The following is a 16,704-nucleotide window of genomic DNA, read 5'->3' as shown; positions in this document are numbered from 1 at the left end:
CGGAAGTAACCTTTCGTCCCTATAGGGATGTGGTTACTTTTTTTATTTTAATTTTAAAAGGAGGAAAGATTATGGATAGCAAAAAAACCATGGAGAAAATAGTATCTCTAGCTAAAACTAGAGGATTCATATTTCCAGGCTCAGAGATATACGGCGGGCTTGCAAACACTTGGGATTATGGTCCCTTAGGAGTGGAGTTAAAAAATAATGTAAAAAAAGCTTGGTGGAAAAAATTTGTTCAAGAATCTATATACAATGTTGGTTTAGATTCGGCTATTTTGATGAATCCACAAGTATGGGTGGCATCTGGTCATGTTGGTGGATTTAGCGACCCTCTAATGGATTGTAAAAAGTGTAAAGCTAGATTTAGAGCTGATAAGTTAATTGAAGATTTTATTATAAAGTCTGGAAAAGAACAGGTAAATGTAGATGGTTGGTCTAATGAAATGATGGAAAATTACATAAAAGATAATAATATAGAGTGTCCAGAATGTGGTGCCTTTGATTATACTTCAATTAGACAATTTAACCTTATGTTCAAAACTTTCCAGGGAGTGACGGAAGATTCAAAGTCAGAGATTTATTTGAGACCTGAAACTGCACAAGGTATATTTGTTAATTTCAAGAATGTAGCTAGAACTACAAGAAAAAAGATACCTTTTGGTATAGGACAAATAGGTAAGTCCTTTAGAAATGAAATAACTCCTGGTAACTTCATTTTTAGAACAAGAGAATTTGAGCAAATGGAGCTTGAATTTTTCTGTAAGCCAGGCGAAGATTTAAAATGGTTTGATTATTGGAGAGATTTTTGCAAAAACTGGTTGCTTAGTTTAAATATGACCGAAGAAAATATACGACTTAGAGATCATGATAAAGAAGAACTCTCACATTATAGTAACGCAACAACTGATATAGAATATCAATTCCCATTTGGTTGGGGTGAACTATGGGGCATTGCAGATAGAACTGATTTTGACCTAAAACAACATATTAATGTATCTGGACAAGACTTAAGTTATCTAGATCCTGTTACAAATGAAAAATATGTTCCATATTGTATAGAGCCTTCAGTAGGTGTTGATAGAGTACTATTAGCCTTTTTTGTAGATGCATATGCTGAAGAAGTGCTAGAGGATGGGAGTGAGAGGGTAGTATTAAAACTACATCCAGCTTTATCGCCTTTTAAAGCAGCAGTTCTTCCTCTTACAAAAAAATTGAATGAACCTGCATTAGACCTTTACAATAAGCTATTAAAGAAATTTAATGTTGATTATGATGAATCTGGTAGCATTGGTAAAAGATATAGAAGACATGACGAAATAGGAACTCCTTTGTGTATAACATATGACTTTGATTCACTTGAAGATAATTGTGTAACTATAAGAAATAGAGATACAATGGAACAACAAAGGGTTAAGATAGAAGATTTAGAAAGAATTATAGAAGAGAAGATAGAATTTTAAATTTTATTGATTAAAAGACCCTTTTAGCTACTAAGTATGAACAATAGGCTCAATATCTAGCCATTGTCATTCTAGGTAAAGCCGAGGGTCTATTTTTATGGAATATGATATAATTTGATTTAACTACATTAAAGCATATCTTATCGTATTTTATGACTTTTTAGTACCTATGGATTTATTTTATAAATTCTGTTAAAATAACCTTAGAATATACCCAAAAGTTGAAGGGGTGATTAATATACAGCTTTCAGAAAGACAGGAAAGGATAATAGATATAGTTAAGACTAGTCAGCCAATAACTAGTGAAGAAATAGCTAAAAAGCTAGACCTCACTAGAGCTACTATAAGACCAGACTTAGCAATATTGACTATGTCAGGAATACTTGATGCAAGACCTAAGGTTGGTTATTTTTATAGTGGAAAAGAAGCTTTTTCATTTCTTCTAGAACAGATAAAAAGTATAAATGTTTCGGAAATAAAATCAGTGCCTATTGTGGTAGATGAACAGACTACAGTTTACAATGCTATAGTCACATTGTTCTTAGAAGATGTTGGTTCTATTTATGTTACATCAGATGGATTATTAACTGGAGTATTATCAAGGAAGGATTTTCTAAAAAATGCTATTGGTGGTATTGATTTGAATAATATTCCTGTAGGCGTTATTATGACAAGGATGCCTAATATAATTACTATTACACCTAAAGAAAGTGTTTTAGATGCTGCAACTAAAATAATTGAACACCAAGTTGACAGTTTACCAGTAGTTGAAGAGGCTTCTATAAATAATAAAAGCGGGTATAGAATAATAGGAAGAGTTTCTAAAACTAATGTAATAAGAGTATTTGTAGATTTATGCAATAGCTGATAGGAGGTTAAGTATGGGTAAGAGTACCATAATATATGTATTATCTGACTCAATAGGAGAGACAGGTGAACAAGTAGCTAAGGCTGCTATTAGTCAGTTTAATTCAGGAAAGTATGAAACGAGAAGATTTCCTTTTATTACAGATGAGGAGCAAATATTAGAAGTTTTTGAGGAAGCAAAACATGAGAGATGTATAATAGTATTTACTATTGTAATTGAAAGATTAAGAGTATTCATATTAGAGAAGGCTAAAGAGTATAATATCCAAGTTATTGATCTTTTAACTCCAGTACTTGACTCTCTTAAAAGCATAGTTGGTATGGAACCGAAAAGAGAAGCTGGAATAATTAGAAAATTAGACGAGCAGTACTTTAGAAAGGTTGAGGCAGTAGAATTTGCAGTAAAATATGATGATGGAAAAGATACAAGGGGGATAAAAAAAGCTGATATTGTACTGGTGGGAATTTCTAGAACATCAAAAACTCCTCTTAGTATGTATTTAGCGCATAAAAACCTGAAGGTGGCCAATGTTCCATTAGTACCGGAAGTACCACCGCCAGATGAGTTATTTGAACTAGATTCTAAAAAAATAATAGGATTAACTGCAAATCCTATTAAATTAAATGAAATTAGACAAGAGAGACTAAGGGCTTTAGGATTAAGCAACAATGCTAACTATGCAAGTATGGATAGGATTAGAGTCGAGTTAGAGTATTCTGATAAAATCATGAAAAAGTTAGGATGCCCTGTTATAGATGTATCAACTAAGGCGGTTGAAGAAACAGCAGGTATTATTTTAGAAATGATAAAGCTTACTAGTGAAATATAAGATGTTTTGTGAGTATTGCATTCAATGCAGTACTCTTTTTGCTTTATCCATATTGTTATTTAAATCTATGGATAAAGTTTTAAATCAATAAAGGATTATGGGTAATTTTGTGGTATATATATAATAAAATTATTTTTATTGGCAAAACTCAAGATACTAATTATTCAGGAAGGTGCAGATTTATGAATATTAGAATAGAAACAGAAAAAATGGAAAGTATTCTTCTTTCAAAATATGCAACCCTAAGTAAGAATTCAAGAGGGAGACAAATTGAAGAAGAAAAGTGTTCCATTAGGACTGATTTTCAAAGGGATAGGGACAGAATTATTCATTCCAAGGCCTTTAGAAGACTAAAGCATAAAACCCAAGTCTTTATTGCACCTGAAGGAGATCACTATAGAACAAGGCTAACTCATACATTAGAGGTATCTCAAATTTCTAGAACAATTGCAAGAGCTTTACGACTAAATGAAGATTTAACTGAGGCTATTGCATTAGGACATGATCTGGGACATACTCCTTTTGGACATACAGGTGAAAATGTACTAGATGAAATCCATAGAAATGGTTTTAAACATAATGTTCAAAGTCTTAGAGTAGTTGACTTGCTTGAGAGCACCAGAAAATTAAGGGGCTTAAATCTCACCTATGAAGTAAGAGATGGAATATTAAATCATACAGGAGACTCTCTAGCTGTAACATTAGAAGGGCAAATAATCAAATTTGCTGATAGAATAGCTTACATCAATCATGATATAGACGATTCACTGAGGGCAAATATTATTTCAGAGGACATGTTACCTAGAGACTGTTTAAAGATGTTAGGAGAGAAGCATGGAGAAAGGATTAATACCATGATAAAAGATGTTATACTTAATAGCTACAATAAGGATAAAATTAGTATGAGTGAGGAAGTGAAATATTATACAGACAAGTTAAGGGATTTTATGTTTAAAAACGTCTACTTAAATAGAAAAGCTAAAAGTGAAGAAGAAAAGGCAAAAAAAATAATCAGACTTCTTTATGAATATTATATGAATAATTTTGATGAACTGCCAAGGGAGCATAAAAGCATTTATGATGACTTGGATTGTAATCAAGAGGATATGGTATGTGACTATATTGCTGGAATGACAGATAGATATGTAATTAATAAATACAAAGAAATCTTTGTGCCCAAATCATGGAATCAATATTAAAAAGAAGGAGATTAGAGAATTATGTCGAATATAATTCTGGATGTTTTTGAATTTCCGTATACTATATACTATAAATAGAATATTAAAATAGACTTAAACAATAAGAAGGAAAATGAACTTTTATGACGAATAGTAAAACAAAGGTGGTTTAAATGCCATATATTTTAGATGAGAATATTATAAGAGATATTAGGGAAAGTAATGACATAGTAGATGTTATCACTGAGTATATTACACTAAAACATGCAGGAGCAAATTTTATTGGATTATGCCCATTTCATAATGAAAAGACACCTTCGTTTTCTGTTTCTCCTTCTAAGCAAATATACCATTGTTTTGGATGTGGAGAAGGTGGAGATGTCATATCATTTATTATGAAATACACAAATTTAGACTTTATTGAAGCAGTAAAATTATTGGCAAATAGGGTGAATATAACAATAGATGAAAAAGAAGCAAATGTAGATTTAAAAACTAAAAAAGATAAAGAAATTGCAACTAATATAAATAAAGAGGTTGCAAGATATTTTCATAATAACTTGTTAAATGACAGAAGTGCTCTAGATTATCTATATAATAGAGGATTGAAAGAAAAAACCATAAGAGCATATGGAATTGGATATTCAAGAGATAGCTGGGATGATGTATTATCTTTTTTGTTAAATAGAGGATATTCATTAGAACAGATTGAGAAGTCAGGTCTGGTTGTAAAGCATAGTGATGGTAATAGATACTATGATAGATTTAGGGGAAGAATTATGTTTCCTATAATAGATACTAGGGGACGTGTAATTGGCTTTGGAGGGAGAACAACTGGGAATGCTCAGCCTAAGTACTTAAATTCTCCTGATACATCAGCTTTCTCTAAAGGAAATAATCTTTATGGTTTAAATATTGCAAAAAAGTATTGCAGAAACAAAATTATTTTAGTAGAAGGATATATGGATGTAATCTCACTTTACCAACATGGAATAAATTACTGTGTTGCATCATTAGGAACTGCTTTAACACCTAATCAATCTAAGTTGTTAAAAAGATATAGTAATGATATTTATATATGCTATGATTCAGACAATGCAGGGTTAAATGCTGCAAGTAGAGCTTTAGATATTTTGAAAGAAGAGAAGATAGAAGCAAAGGTAATTCTTCTTCCTGAAGGTAAAGACCCAGATGAATTTGTAAAAGAAAATGGAATGGATAGATTTCAATATTTTTTAAATAACGCATACAATTATTTAGATTTTAAAATTTTATTTTATAAAAAAAGATATAATCTAAATACTTTAGAAGGTAAAATTGACTTTACTAAAGAAATATCTAATATGCTTAAAGAAGTTGAAAGTCCTATAGAACGCGATGCTTATATTAATAAAGTGTCTTTAGAAACCAATATATCTATAGAAGCAATTAAAGAAGAAATAAAGCAGAAGGGACAGATTAATTCCAGTATTAAGGACAAGTATATTAATAATAATTATAGGAATACTAATAAATATAATATTTTGCCAGTGAAGTACAATCTTGAGCCAGGACATTTAATGGCGGAGAAGAATTTATTAAATTTTTTAATTAAAGACAAAAAAATATATAACCATATAAAAGGAAGATTTTTGCCCAGTGATTTTTTAGATCAAGTGTATAGGAGAGTTGCTGAAATTATATTTGATGCATATGACAATGAAGAAGAAATACATCTAGATAGAATCATTGCTTACTTTGAAGGAGAAGAGCTTGAAAAACTTAAAGAAGTTATTAACTTAGAAGATGACTTTGATGAAGATGAAAAAGTCAAAGCTGCAGACGATTATATAAAAAAAATAAATTATTATGAATTAAAAATTCAGAAGAATGATATCAAGGAGCAAATTGCCAATATACAGAATAACAAGGATAGTTTTAAAGGAGATGTTGAGAAATTAATACGAGAACTATGTTTAAAAATAATCGAAATAGACAAGGAACTAAAGCTACATCAGTAGTCTTTGCTGAAGGGAGGGGACTAAAATGAACAATTCAGAAAAGCAAAAAGAACCAAGTATGGGCATTGTTAAAGGCCTGATAGATAAAGGAAAAAAGCAAGGAATGCTCTCATATAAAGAAATTATGGATACTCTTGAGGAATTAGATCTGGATACTGATCAAATAGATGAAGTATATCAAAATTTCGAAGAAATGGGAATAGATATAGTAGGTGATAAAGAAGAAGATATATTGATTGATAAAGATATGGAAGACGATGAGATAATAGACATTGAAAAAGAAGATTTATCACCTCCAAAAGGAATTAGTGTAGATGACCCTGTTAGAATGTATCTTAAAGAAATAGGAAAGGTTCCATTACTTGATGCAGATGAAGAGACAGAATTAGCAATGAGAATGGAGCAAGGTGATGAAGAGGCTAAAAGAAGACTTGCTGAAGCAAATCTAAGACTAGTGGTTAGTATTGCTAAAAGATATGTAGGAAGAGGAATGCAATTTTTAGATCTTATTCAAGAAGGCAATCTTGGGCTTATCAAAGCAGTAGAAAAATTTGATTATAGAAAAGGATTTAAGTTTAGTACTTATGCAACTTGGTGGATTAGGCAAGCTATAACTAGGGCAATTGCTGACCAGGCAAGAACTATTAGGATTCCAGTTCATATGGTGGAGACTATAAATAAATTAATAAGAGTTTCAAGGCAACTTCTACAAGATTTAGGTAGAGAGCCAACTCCTGAAGAAATTGCTAAGGAGATGAATTTAGACGAAGAAAAAGTTAGAGAGATAATGAAGATTGCTCAAGAACCTGTATCACTTGAGACCCCAATAGGTGAAGAAGAAGATAGTCATTTAGGTGATTTTATAGAAGATGATGCTGCACAAGCTCCTGCCGAAGCAGCCACGTTTACATTGCTAAAAGAGCAATTAATTGAAGTACTAGACACGCTTACACCTAGAGAGCAAAAAGTTTTAAGGCTTAGATTTGGACTTGATGATGGAAGAGCTAGAACCCTTGAGGAAGTGGGTAAAGAATTTGATGTTACAAGGGAAAGAATAAGACAAATAGAAGCAAAGGCTCTTAGAAAACTAAGACATCCAAGCAGAAGCAAAAAACTTAAGGACTTTCTTGAATAGTTTACAAGACTTAGTTTTAGAGATTCGCACTTGCGAATCTTTAATTATGATTTTTAATTATTTATTGATGGAGGATCAAAATGGTAGATACTTTTTTATTTGACTTAGATGGAACTTTACTCCCATTAGATATGGAGAAGTTCACATTAAGATATTTCAACGAATTATGCAATAAGTTTGCTTCTATTTTTGAGCCCAAAACACTTCAGGATGCAGTTTGGGCTTCTACAAAATATATGATTTCTAATATAGAAAAAGAAAAAACTAATAAAGATTGTTTCTTTGAAGATTTTCAGAAAAGAATAGACCATAATTTAGATGATTTGCATCCAATCTTTGATGAGTTCTACATGAAGGATTTTGCGAATATTAAAGATGAAGTAGAACCAAATCCTATTGTTAGTGATATTATTAAGTTACTAAAAGCGAAAGGGTATACACTAGTTGTAGCTACTAATCCATTATTTCCAAAGGAAGCTATAAATCATAGAATTGAATGGGCAGGACTAAATATTAGTGACTTTAATTTTATTACATCTTATGAAAATATGCATTTTTGTAAACCTAATAAACAGTATTATGAAGAAATATTAGAAATTATCAATAAGAAACCAGAAAACTGTATGATGGTAGGGAATGATGTACAGGAAGATATGATATCATCAACTTTAGGAATAAAAACTTTTTTAGTAGATGACTGCTTAATAGATAGGAAATCGCCAGAATATATATCCGATTATAAGGGAAGTATGGAAGATTTTCGTAAATTTGTCGAGTCACTGCCAAGTGTATTGAAATAATTATTAGAGGGGTAATTATATGAAATTATCACCAAGGTTACAAGCTATTGCAGATTATGTTCCAAAAGAAGCTGTAGTAGCAGATATAGGTACAGACCACGGATATATTCCTGTTTATCTTGTAAGTAATAAAATAGCTAGTAGAATTATTGCAACTGATATAAATATTGGACCATTGGAAAATGCCAAATCATATATTGATAAAAAAAACTACGGGGAATTTATAGAAACTAGGTTAGGAAATGGACTTAAATGTTTATTACCTAATGAAGTTGATACCATAATAATAGCTGGTATGGGAGGGCACTTAATTGCAGAAATTCTTGATAATTCCAAAGAGATTACAGAGACAGCAAAACGCTTTATACTTCAGCCTATGGTAGCTTCAGCAGAATTAAGGAGATATTTATATAACAACGACTATACGATTATAGACGAGAAGCTTGCAAAAGAAGGAAGTAAATTATATGAGGTTATGGAAGTAATCCATGGTAAAGAAAAAATAGACAAGGATATATACTACGAAATAGGCATAAAGCTATTTGAAAATAAAGATAAACATCTTAGAGAATTTATCGAAAGCAAAATTAAAAAGATAGAAAAAGTGCTTATAAATTTAAGTGATACTGAAACAGCAGAAGGTAAGCTTAGATATGAATATTTGAAAAGCAAGCTAATTAATTATAAGGAGGTTTTAAAGGAGTTATGTTAGCTAGAGATATTATTAAGATAATAGACAGCATAGCCCCTCCTAAGCTAATTGAGAAAAGTTGGGATAATTCAGGTTTACAAATAGGTGATCTAGAAAGAGACATTAAGAAAATTTTGGTTACATTAGATGTAAGTCCAATTACTGTAAAATACTCACTTGATAATAACATAGATATGATTATTTCTCATCACCCCTTTTTTTTCACACCAATAAAATCTATTTTACAAGATAGCGCCAAAGGCAGGATGATAACAGATTTAATAAAAAATGATATAATAGTATATAGTATTCATACAAACTTAGATTCGGCAGAAAATGGAATTAACGAGGTGCTAGGTAAGCATCTAAAGTTATTAAATACAGAAGTGCTAACAAGGAGCTATAGCGAGAAACTATATAAGATAGCGGTTTATGTGCCAATTTCACATAGTGACAGTGTGAGGGAGGCTATGGCTAATAGTGGAGGGGGATTTATAGGTAATTATAGTCATTGTACTTTTAATACGAAAGGGACAGGCACTTTTAAACCTAGAGAAGGAACTAACCCCTTTATAGGAGAAGCAAACAAAATAGAATATGTAGAAGAAGTTAAAATTGAAACTATAGTCGATGAGCGAAATTTAAATAATGTAATTTGTTCTATGACTAAAGTCCATCCTTATGAAGAAGTTGCTTATGATGTATATAAGCTTCATAACGAAGGTAAAGAGTATGGGTATGGTAGAGTTGGGGAATTAGAAAAAGAAAAGACCTTATATGATATGGCACTATTTGTTAAAGAAGTTTTGGGGTGTGATAGTGTAAAATTATATGGGAACCCTAAATCAAAAATAAAAAAAGTTGCAATATGTGGGGGAAGTGGAAGTGCTTTTATAAAGGATGTATATTTAAAAAAAGCTGACGTATACATTACAGGGGACATAAAATATCATGATGCTCAGCTTGCTCTAGAGACAGGAGTATCCATAATTGATGCAGGGCACTTTTATACTGAAAAAATAGTGCTACCATATATTAAGGAGTTTTTAGAGGAAGCTGTTAGTGATGATGTTAAGGTAATAAGCTATAATGATAAAAGTATACCTTTTATGACTATATAATTACATTTACCATTTATTTACCTTGAGGGGGGAGTAAAGATGAGTCAGCTAAAGCTATTATGGAGGATGCAGCAACATGATAGGAGATTGGCACAACTAATACAAAAGCTTAAGGAAGTTGATAAAGAAAAGAAAATGGATGATTTGGTAGTTAAGCTTCAGCAATTTGAATATGATGTAACTAATAAGAAAACCCAAAAAGAAGTAAATGAACTAAAAATTCAAAGAGCCAATAGTAAGCTGGATTATATGTCAGTAAAGCTAAAAGATATTGAAAAAAAACTCTATGATGGCAGTATTTCAGATCTTAAACAATTGACATTTATGAATAAAGAAGCTATGGATATTAAGAAAGAGTCAAGTAAATTAGAGAAAGACATATTATGTTTGATGGAAGAGACAGAAAGGCTAGAACAAGATTTAATTGAAGTGCTTGATACATATAACAAGCTTAAAGAAGAAATAAAAAATAGGTCACAAGAATATGAGTCAATATTAAGCCAAATAAAGCTGGAGATCAAGAGAGAGAAGATAATTATAGATAAGATATCATCTAACTTAACAGAAGAACTTAGAAAAAAATATTACACACTTAAAGAAACTAAAGGAAAAGTGCTGGCTCAAGTGTATGATGGGAAATGTAATGGTTGCCATATGACTATACCTTTGTTCATTATGTCCAAACTAAAAAACAAAGATGAAATAACATATTGTGATAATTGTGGACGAATTCTATATTATGAGGAATCAAAAAAAGTTATGTAAGGAGTATTTATTATTATTTTAATATTAATAAGGATTTTGATTTCAAAATATTGACATAATAGTAATTATTTTAATTTGACTTTAGGTATAGAACATGGTATATTTTATTATGCAAACTAAATAGTTAAGTAAGTCAGATGATCGCATGCATTGGCATGAGGAAAGTCCGAGCTCCATAGGGCAGGGTGCTGGGTAATACCCAGTGGAGGCAACTCCAAGGAAAGTGCAACAGAGAGATACCGCCAGAACTTAAAATACAGTATGATTACTGATTTTGTAGTGAAATAACATATAGTGTTATCTGGTAAGGGTGGAAAGGTGAGGTAAGGGCTCACCAGAGACTAGGTGACTAGTTTGCTATGTAAACCCCATCTGGAGCAAGACCAAGTAGGGACTAGAAAAAACGGCTGCCCGTCGTCTCCCGTAGGTAGGTCGCTTGAGCCTATTGGCGACAATAGGTCTAGATAGATGATCATTTGATACAGAACTCGGCTTATAGACTTACTTGATATTATTCATGAAGACTCAGTGATTTTAATACATTGAGTTTTCTTTATATGTTTAAACAGAAAAAGTTCAAAGTATGTTGCCATTGTAATACTAATGTAATATAATATTAATAATTGAGTTTCTAATTATATATTTGTAACTAACTGAGGGGATGTGAAGCTGATGAAAAGAGGATTAGCAGCAATAACTGTAGCAGCCTTAATATTTATGTCGGACACAGCTTTTGGAGATACAGGAGTGTTTGTTAATAAAGCAAATTTAATAGATAAGGACAATGAAAACGTTACCACTTTTTTGCAAGGAGATAGGGTGTATATTTCTGATGAAAATGAAAATCAGTATATAATTAACGATGATAAAGGGATATATTATGTGGACAAGCATTATATACTTTTAACCACGAAAAAAACAAAGATATTTAAAATCAAAAATAACACAGCTGTTATGTATAGTGAACCTAATACTAATTCAAGTCCTCTTAAAGAATTAGTAGTAGATGAAATTCTTCATTTAGAGAGCTTAGGTGAGCAATTTGGCTTGTTTAAGACAGAAGAAGATCAAAAAACTGGGTATGTACTCCTTTCAGATGTTGAGGAACGCTCCATAGAAAAAGAAAATATATCTTATGGAATAGCAACAGCAACCATTACTGTAAAAAATACTGAAAATAAATATTTACATATTAAAAAGGCAGATATACTATACATAAAAGATTTTAGAGATAATCAATACATAATACTAGATGAAGAAGGAAATGAGTTTTTGGTGAATTCGTTACTGGTATCTCTTAATAATGAGAACATACAGGCTTCAAGATCTTCTTTTAATAGAAAAGCAGCTACCAATGTTAGCAAGGTAGTAGAATATGCATATAATTCAATTGGTAAACCTTACGTCTACGGGGATTCTGGTAAAAAAGGTTATGATTGTTCAGGTTTGATATACTCTGCATACTTACAGATAGGAATAAAGCTACCGCGTTCATCTAGTCAACAAGCTAATTTAGGTGTGAAGGTGGACAAGGAGGATTTAAGTGTTGGAGATTTGGTATTTTTTAACACTAGCGGAAAAGGAATATCACATGTAGGTCTCTATATTGGAGATGGTAAAATGATACATTCTTCTACAGGATCTAAGAAAGTAAAAATTGATGAAATAAATTCTTCTTACTACGGTAAAAGATATGTTACTGCAAGAAGAATAATTGAAAATTAAAAATCTTGTGATTTAGAAAGTTTTATTAGTATTTGATTTATATGAATCTTCATATCTAATAGAACTTTTTAATCTTAGGATTTCATGTGTTAGAGTGAATAAAAGTTTGCTATTGTGCTAAAATTATATAGAATAGCTTGTTTCAAGCAACTACATCTTACATACTATTTCTTGACTAATTTAAAAAATAAAGGAAAGGAAGGTTTTATATATGGCTGAAATTTTGAAAGGAGCACCTGTTGCTAAGACAATAAAGGAAAGAATTAAGTCAGAATCTGATGTACTGAAGCAAAAAGGGGTTATTCCAACTCTTGGAATTATAAGAATGGGAAATAGACCAGATGATGTTTCTTATGAAAAAGGTGTAATTAAAAACTGCGAGTCTGTAGGCATACAAGCTCGTGTATTTGAAGTGCCTGTAGATACTCCGATGGATAAATTTGTTGAGCTATTAAAGAATGTGAATGAGGATAATAATATTCATGGAATTTTGATGTTTAGACCTTTACCATCTCACATTGATTATGAAATAATTAAAAACTTAATAGATCCAAGAAAAGATGTTGATTGCATGAATCCTTTGAATCTTGAAAAAGTTTTTGAAGGAGAATTAGACGGATTTGTTCCTTGTACGCCGAAGGCAGTTATAGAGATTCTTAAGCACTATAACATACCGCTAGTGGGCGCAAATGTAGCTATTATAAATAGAAGTATGGTAGTTGGAAGGCCACTAAGCATGATGTTCTTAGGCGAAAGTTCAACTGTTACAATATGTCACTCAAAAACTAAGAATTTACCAGAGGTAACTGCTAATGCAGATATAGTAGTGGCAGCTGTTGGTAAGGCAAGAATGCTAGGTAAAGAATATTTTACCGAGAACAGTGTTGTGGTAGATGTAGGAATTAATGATGCAGGTGAAGGGAAAATATGTGGAGATGTAGATTATGACAATGTAGTTTCAAATGTAAAAGCCATTACTCCTGTACCTGGAGGAGTAGGTAGTGTTACATCAGCAATACTGCTAAGCCATGTAATCATTGCATGTAAGAATATATTAAAATAACAAGTAATCACTATAAGGACCAAAAGGTCCTTTTTATTTTTTTGTTTTTTTATCTTTACAAAAATTCTTGTTTTACACATACAATAAGTTCCATTTTAACATATATAAAAACAAAACAAGACAATTTTCATTGAAGGAGAAGTTTATCTATATAGAGAATAACTCAAAAGAGAATTAGCGAATAGAGGAGGAGAGGATTTTGAGAATTTCACTTGATACAAGAGATAAAATGCTTATTGTGAATTTTAACGGAGAACTTGATCATCATTATTCAGAGGAAGTTAGAAAGGAGATAGATAAGGCATATTTTGAAAGGAGATTGGTACATATTGTCTTAGATCTAAAACGATTAAACTTTATGGATAGTTCAGGTATTGGATTAATAATGGGAAGATATAAAAATGTATCTGATAATGGGGGAAAGTTGTTTTTAATAAATGTTTCTCCAAGAGTTGAAAAAATATTAAAGATGTCTGGGATTCTAAAAATTGTACAAATGTACAATAGTTTAGAAGATATTCCAGTAAATCTTTAAAAGGAGTGATTTTATATGGTACAAAATAGTATGAGATTAGAATTTCCTAGTAAGTCACAAAATGAAGCATTTGCAAGAGTGGTTGTAGCTTCTTTTGCTGCTCAACTAGATCCTACAATTGAAGAATTATCTGATATAAAGACTGCAGTTTCTGAAGCTGTTACAAATGCTATAATTCATGGATATGAAGATAAAATAGGAACAGTAATTATTGAATGTAAAATTGAAGAAAATAAAATTGAAATTATAGTTGAAGATAATGGAGTAGGGATTGAGGACATCGATAAAGCCACTGAACCATTCTATACATCTAAGCCAGAACTTGAACGATCGGGAATGGGCTTTACTGTTATGGAAACATTTATGGATGAACTTCAGTTATCTTCAGAAGTAGGAAAGGGCACCAAGATTAAAATGGTGAAAGTATTTAAAAGTGTAAAAGTTGAGGAGTAGATAATATGGAATCTAGCTCTGTTAAAAAAAATAATTATGGCTTGTTGAGTCACTCTGAAACAATGGATTTGATAAAAAAAGCCCAGCAGGGTGATGAAAATGCACAGACTTTGTTAGTAAACCATAATCTTGGTCTTGTAAAAAGCGTACTTAGGAGATTCATAAATAGAGGTCATGAGCCCGAAGATTTGTATCAATTAGGCTGTATTGGATTATTAAAGGCAATTCAAAAATTCGATATAAATTATGATGTGAAGTTTTCAACATATGCTGTTCCAATGATTGTTGGAGAAATAAAAAGGTTTTTAAGGGATGATGGAATAATAAAAGTCAGTAGATCCTTAAAACAAACTGCTATGAAAGCAAATATTGCGAAAGAGAAGTTAACAAAAGATTTAGGAAGAGAACCTAATATTCAAGAAATAGCTGATGAAATTTGTGTAGATAAGGAAGAAGTTGTTATGGCATTAGACTCCAATGCTCAGCCTGATTATCTCTATGATGTGATTCATCAAAATGACGGTTCTCCTATACATTTAATAGATAAAGTCATGACAAATGAAGATGAAGATATTGAAGTATTGGATAAGATAACCTTAAAACAAATTTTGGGTCAATTAAAGCCAAGAGATAGACAAATCATAATAATGAGGTATTTTAAAGATAAAACTCAGACTGAAATAGCAAGCATGCTTGGTATTTCACAGGTACAAGTATCTAGAATTGAAAAAAGAGTTCTTCATGACATGAAAGATATGTTAACAAAGGTATGAAAAATCATACCTTTATTTTTTTGCATTAAAAAAATGTATTAGTAAATAATAAAGTTATAAACTAAGTGGAGTTGATTGTATGAAAATTAAAATAGCAAAAGTAATTGGATTTTGCTTTATAATACTGTCAATAATTATAGCAAGTTATTTTTGCTATCAAAACTATAATTCAGCAAACGAAGAACCAAAACGAGCAACTTTAGTAATTAACTTAGAGTAAAGGGGGGGATTTTTATAGACAATGTAAAGCTATATATTCAAATAGAGCCTAAAATTACTGCAAAACCAGGGCAGACAATTAGAATTAAGGATGTAGCATCATTGTTGTGTACTGATAAGACTATGGAAGATTCGCTATTAGAACTTAAAGTCCATGATGTATCTGGCAAAAAAATAAACGATGTAATCCCTGCCTTGAGAATTATCAATGTAATACATGAGTTCAACAAAGACATAGAATTAACCGTAATGGGTGAAGCAGAGATATTGGTTGATGTTCAGGGAAATAATAGTAATGAAAGCAAGATATTTAATATAATAAAAACAGTTTTAGTTTGTTTCATTCTTTTTCTTGGAGCAGGTCTAGCTATAGTTAATTTTCATGCAGATGTAAATATGCATCAATCATTACAGATAATTTATCATATGGTTACGGGTGAGGAGAATAGTAAGCCTCTAATATTGTTAATACCTTATTCAGTTGGAATAGGCACTGGCATGACTGTATTTTTTAATCACATGTTCCAAAATAAATGGAAAAAGGAACCTAGTCCACTTGAAGTTGAAATGTTTATGTATCAAAAAAATATTGATGACTATATACTAGACAAAACTAAGCATAATTAACTTAAGGTGGTGTTATATTTATATGATAAAGCAACTATTCCTTTTTGTGCTTGCCCTATCTGGCGGAGCCTTAGTTGGAACTGCAGCTGCAGCTTTTATAGCTCTTTTAGATATTGTTCCAAGATTAGCACAGGTTACAGATACTTCAGATAAAATAGGAACGTATGAAATTACCTTATCTTTTTCTGCGACTTATTTTGCACTATCAACATTAATTGGATGGAGTATAGGAATTAAATCTAAAGTATTCCTAATATTAATGGGATTTACATTTGGTGCATTTGTAGGACTATTAGCTTCAGCCTTAGCAGAGGTGCTTAATGTCATGCCAGTATTATTTAGAAGAGTACAAATAGAAAAATATATTCTTGCAGTACTTATATCAATTGCTTTAGGTAAAGTAGTAGGTTCTTTCTTTAGTTGGGGTATTATAGGAAAACATTAATTTAAAGAAGGTGA

At 31.2% G+C, this 16,704-nt stretch carries 18 protein-coding genes and 1 other RNA gene; all 19 read left to right on the top strand.

Features of this window, described 5'->3' with window-relative positions; genetic code table 11:
* Positions 1-71: 71 nt before the first annotated feature.
* Entirely contained in the window at positions 72-1,463 is a 1,392-nt protein-coding gene (locus DW1_RS10115) for a glycine--tRNA ligase (RefSeq protein ID WP_074350503.1), read from the top strand.
* A gap of 238 nt (positions 1,464-1,701) precedes the next feature.
* Complete coding sequence (locus DW1_RS10110) at positions 1,702-2,331, top strand: helix-turn-helix transcriptional regulator (RefSeq protein WP_347499722.1); 630 nt, start codon at positions 1,702-1,704, stop codon at positions 2,329-2,331.
* 13 nt (positions 2,332-2,344) lie between these two features.
* Complete coding sequence (locus DW1_RS10105; protein WP_074350501.1) at positions 2,345-3,160, top strand: pyruvate, water dikinase regulatory protein; 816 nt, start codon at positions 2,345-2,347, stop codon at positions 3,158-3,160.
* A 182-nt stretch (positions 3,161-3,342) separates the two neighbouring features.
* Positions 3,343-4,359, top strand: a complete 1,017-nt coding sequence (locus DW1_RS10100; RefSeq protein WP_074350500.1) for a deoxyguanosinetriphosphate triphosphohydrolase — start codon at positions 3,343-3,345, stop codon at positions 4,357-4,359.
* Between the two features lie 152 nt (positions 4,360-4,511).
* The gene (gene dnaG / locus DW1_RS10095; protein WP_074350499.1) at positions 4,512-6,338 is read left to right on the top strand and encodes a DNA primase; all 1,827 of its coding nucleotides are present in this window, start codon (positions 4,512-4,514) and stop codon (positions 6,336-6,338) included.
* A 25-nt stretch (positions 6,339-6,363) separates the two neighbouring features.
* Entirely contained in the window at positions 6,364-7,473 is a 1,110-nt protein-coding gene (rpoD, locus tag DW1_RS10090) for an RNA polymerase sigma factor RpoD (RefSeq protein WP_074350498.1), read from the top strand.
* An 80-nt stretch (positions 7,474-7,553) separates the two neighbouring features.
* A complete protein-coding gene (locus DW1_RS10085) occupies positions 7,554-8,273 on the top strand; it encodes an HAD family hydrolase (protein WP_074350497.1) in 720 nt (239 codons plus the stop codon).
* 19 nt (positions 8,274-8,292) lie between these two features.
* Complete coding sequence (locus DW1_RS10080) at positions 8,293-8,985, top strand: tRNA (adenine(22)-N(1))-methyltransferase (RefSeq protein WP_074350496.1); 693 nt, start codon at positions 8,293-8,295, stop codon at positions 8,983-8,985.
* Positions 8,979-10,085, top strand: a complete 1,107-nt coding sequence (locus tag DW1_RS10075) for a Nif3-like dinuclear metal center hexameric protein (protein WP_074350495.1) — start codon at positions 8,979-8,981, stop codon at positions 10,083-10,085. Before DW1_RS10080 ends, DW1_RS10075 begins: the two co-directional genes overlap by 7 nt.
* 39 nt (positions 10,086-10,124) lie before the next feature.
* Positions 10,125-10,850, top strand: a complete 726-nt coding sequence (locus DW1_RS10070) for a zinc ribbon domain-containing protein (RefSeq protein WP_074350494.1) — start codon at positions 10,125-10,127, stop codon at positions 10,848-10,850.
* A 125-nt stretch (positions 10,851-10,975) separates the two neighbouring features.
* Positions 10,976-11,362: RNase P RNA component class A (rnpB, locus tag DW1_RS10065), an RNA gene on the top strand.
* Positions 11,363-11,522: 160 nt separating this feature from the next.
* Positions 11,523-12,575 carry a C40 family peptidase gene (locus DW1_RS10060; protein ID WP_074350493.1) on the top strand — a complete coding sequence of 351 codons (1,053 nt, stop codon included), beginning with the start codon at positions 11,523-11,525 and terminating at the stop codon, positions 12,573-12,575.
* 211 nt (positions 12,576-12,786) lie between these two features.
* Complete coding sequence (locus DW1_RS10055; protein ID WP_074350492.1) at positions 12,787-13,638, top strand: bifunctional 5,10-methylenetetrahydrofolate dehydrogenase/5,10-methenyltetrahydrofolate cyclohydrolase; 852 nt, start codon at positions 12,787-12,789, stop codon at positions 13,636-13,638.
* Between the two features lie 199 nt (positions 13,639-13,837).
* Positions 13,838-14,173 (top strand): anti-sigma F factor antagonist, encoded by a 336-nt coding sequence (gene spoIIAA / locus DW1_RS10050; protein WP_074350491.1) that lies wholly within the window; start codon positions 13,838-13,840, stop codon positions 14,171-14,173.
* A gap of 15 nt (positions 14,174-14,188) precedes the next feature.
* Positions 14,189-14,626 (top strand): anti-sigma F factor, encoded by a 438-nt coding sequence (spoIIAB, locus tag DW1_RS10045; RefSeq protein WP_074350490.1) that lies wholly within the window; start codon positions 14,189-14,191, stop codon positions 14,624-14,626.
* 5 nt (positions 14,627-14,631) lie between these two features.
* Positions 14,632-15,399, top strand: a complete 768-nt coding sequence (gene sigF, locus DW1_RS10040) for an RNA polymerase sporulation sigma factor SigF (RefSeq protein WP_074350489.1) — start codon at positions 14,632-14,634, stop codon at positions 15,397-15,399.
* A gap of 79 nt (positions 15,400-15,478) precedes the next feature.
* Positions 15,479-15,619: a hypothetical protein gene (locus DW1_RS15565; RefSeq protein WP_159433583.1), complete on the top strand. Its 141-nt coding sequence runs from the start codon at positions 15,479-15,481 to the stop codon at positions 15,617-15,619.
* An 8-nt stretch (positions 15,620-15,627) separates the two neighbouring features.
* Positions 15,628-16,245 (top strand): stage V sporulation protein AA, encoded by a 618-nt coding sequence (locus DW1_RS10035; RefSeq protein ID WP_083605625.1) that lies wholly within the window; start codon positions 15,628-15,630, stop codon positions 16,243-16,245.
* A 22-nt stretch (positions 16,246-16,267) separates the two neighbouring features.
* Positions 16,268-16,690 carry a stage V sporulation protein AB gene (locus tag DW1_RS10030; protein ID WP_074350487.1) on the top strand — a complete coding sequence of 141 codons (423 nt, stop codon included), beginning with the start codon at positions 16,268-16,270 and terminating at the stop codon, positions 16,688-16,690.
* The last annotated feature ends 14 nt before the right edge of the window (positions 16,691-16,704 follow it).

Source organism: Proteiniborus sp. DW1 (assembly GCF_900095305.1).
In the GTDB taxonomy this organism is placed as follows: domain Bacteria; phylum Bacillota; class Clostridia; order Tissierellales; family Proteiniboraceae; genus Proteiniborus.
Note: the sequence above shows the minus strand (reverse complement) of the source record. Positions and strands in the feature narration are given on the sequence as shown.

Bases quoted from the DNA above. Each gene is read 5' to 3' on its own strand.
- DW1_RS10075 (WP_074350495.1), top strand. From the start codon at position 8,979: ATGTTAGCTAGAGATATTATTAAGATAATAGACAGCATAGCCCCTCCT.
- rpoD (WP_074350498.1), top strand. From the start codon at position 6,364: ATGAACAATTCAGAAAAGCAAAAAGAACCAAGTATGGGCATTGTTAAA.
- DW1_RS10030 (WP_074350487.1), top strand. From the start codon at position 16,268: ATGATAAAGCAACTATTCCTTTTTGTGCTTGCCCTATCTGGCGGAGCC.
- spoIIAB (WP_074350490.1), top strand. From the start codon at position 14,189: ATGGTACAAAATAGTATGAGATTAGAATTTCCTAGTAAGTCACAAAAT.
- dnaG (WP_074350499.1), top strand. From the start codon at position 4,512: ATGCCATATATTTTAGATGAGAATATTATAAGAGATATTAGGGAAAGT.
- DW1_RS10060 (WP_074350493.1), top strand. From the start codon at position 11,523: ATGAAAAGAGGATTAGCAGCAATAACTGTAGCAGCCTTAATATTTATG.
- DW1_RS10055 (WP_074350492.1), top strand. From the start codon at position 12,787: ATGGCTGAAATTTTGAAAGGAGCACCTGTTGCTAAGACAATAAAGGAA.
- DW1_RS10070 (WP_074350494.1), top strand. From the start codon at position 10,125: ATGAGTCAGCTAAAGCTATTATGGAGGATGCAGCAACATGATAGGAGA.
- DW1_RS10100 (WP_074350500.1), top strand. From the start codon at position 3,343: ATGAATATTAGAATAGAAACAGAAAAAATGGAAAGTATTCTTCTTTCA.
- DW1_RS15565 (WP_159433583.1), top strand. From the start codon at position 15,479: ATGAAAATTAAAATAGCAAAAGTAATTGGATTTTGCTTTATAATACTG.
- DW1_RS10080 (WP_074350496.1), top strand. From the start codon at position 8,293: ATGAAATTATCACCAAGGTTACAAGCTATTGCAGATTATGTTCCAAAA.
- DW1_RS10115 (WP_074350503.1), top strand. From the start codon at position 72: ATGGATAGCAAAAAAACCATGGAGAAAATAGTATCTCTAGCTAAAACT.
- DW1_RS10105 (WP_074350501.1), top strand. From the start codon at position 2,345: ATGGGTAAGAGTACCATAATATATGTATTATCTGACTCAATAGGAGAG.
- DW1_RS10085 (WP_074350497.1), top strand. From the start codon at position 7,554: ATGGTAGATACTTTTTTATTTGACTTAGATGGAACTTTACTCCCATTA.
- sigF (WP_074350489.1), top strand. From the start codon at position 14,632: ATGGAATCTAGCTCTGTTAAAAAAAATAATTATGGCTTGTTGAGTCAC.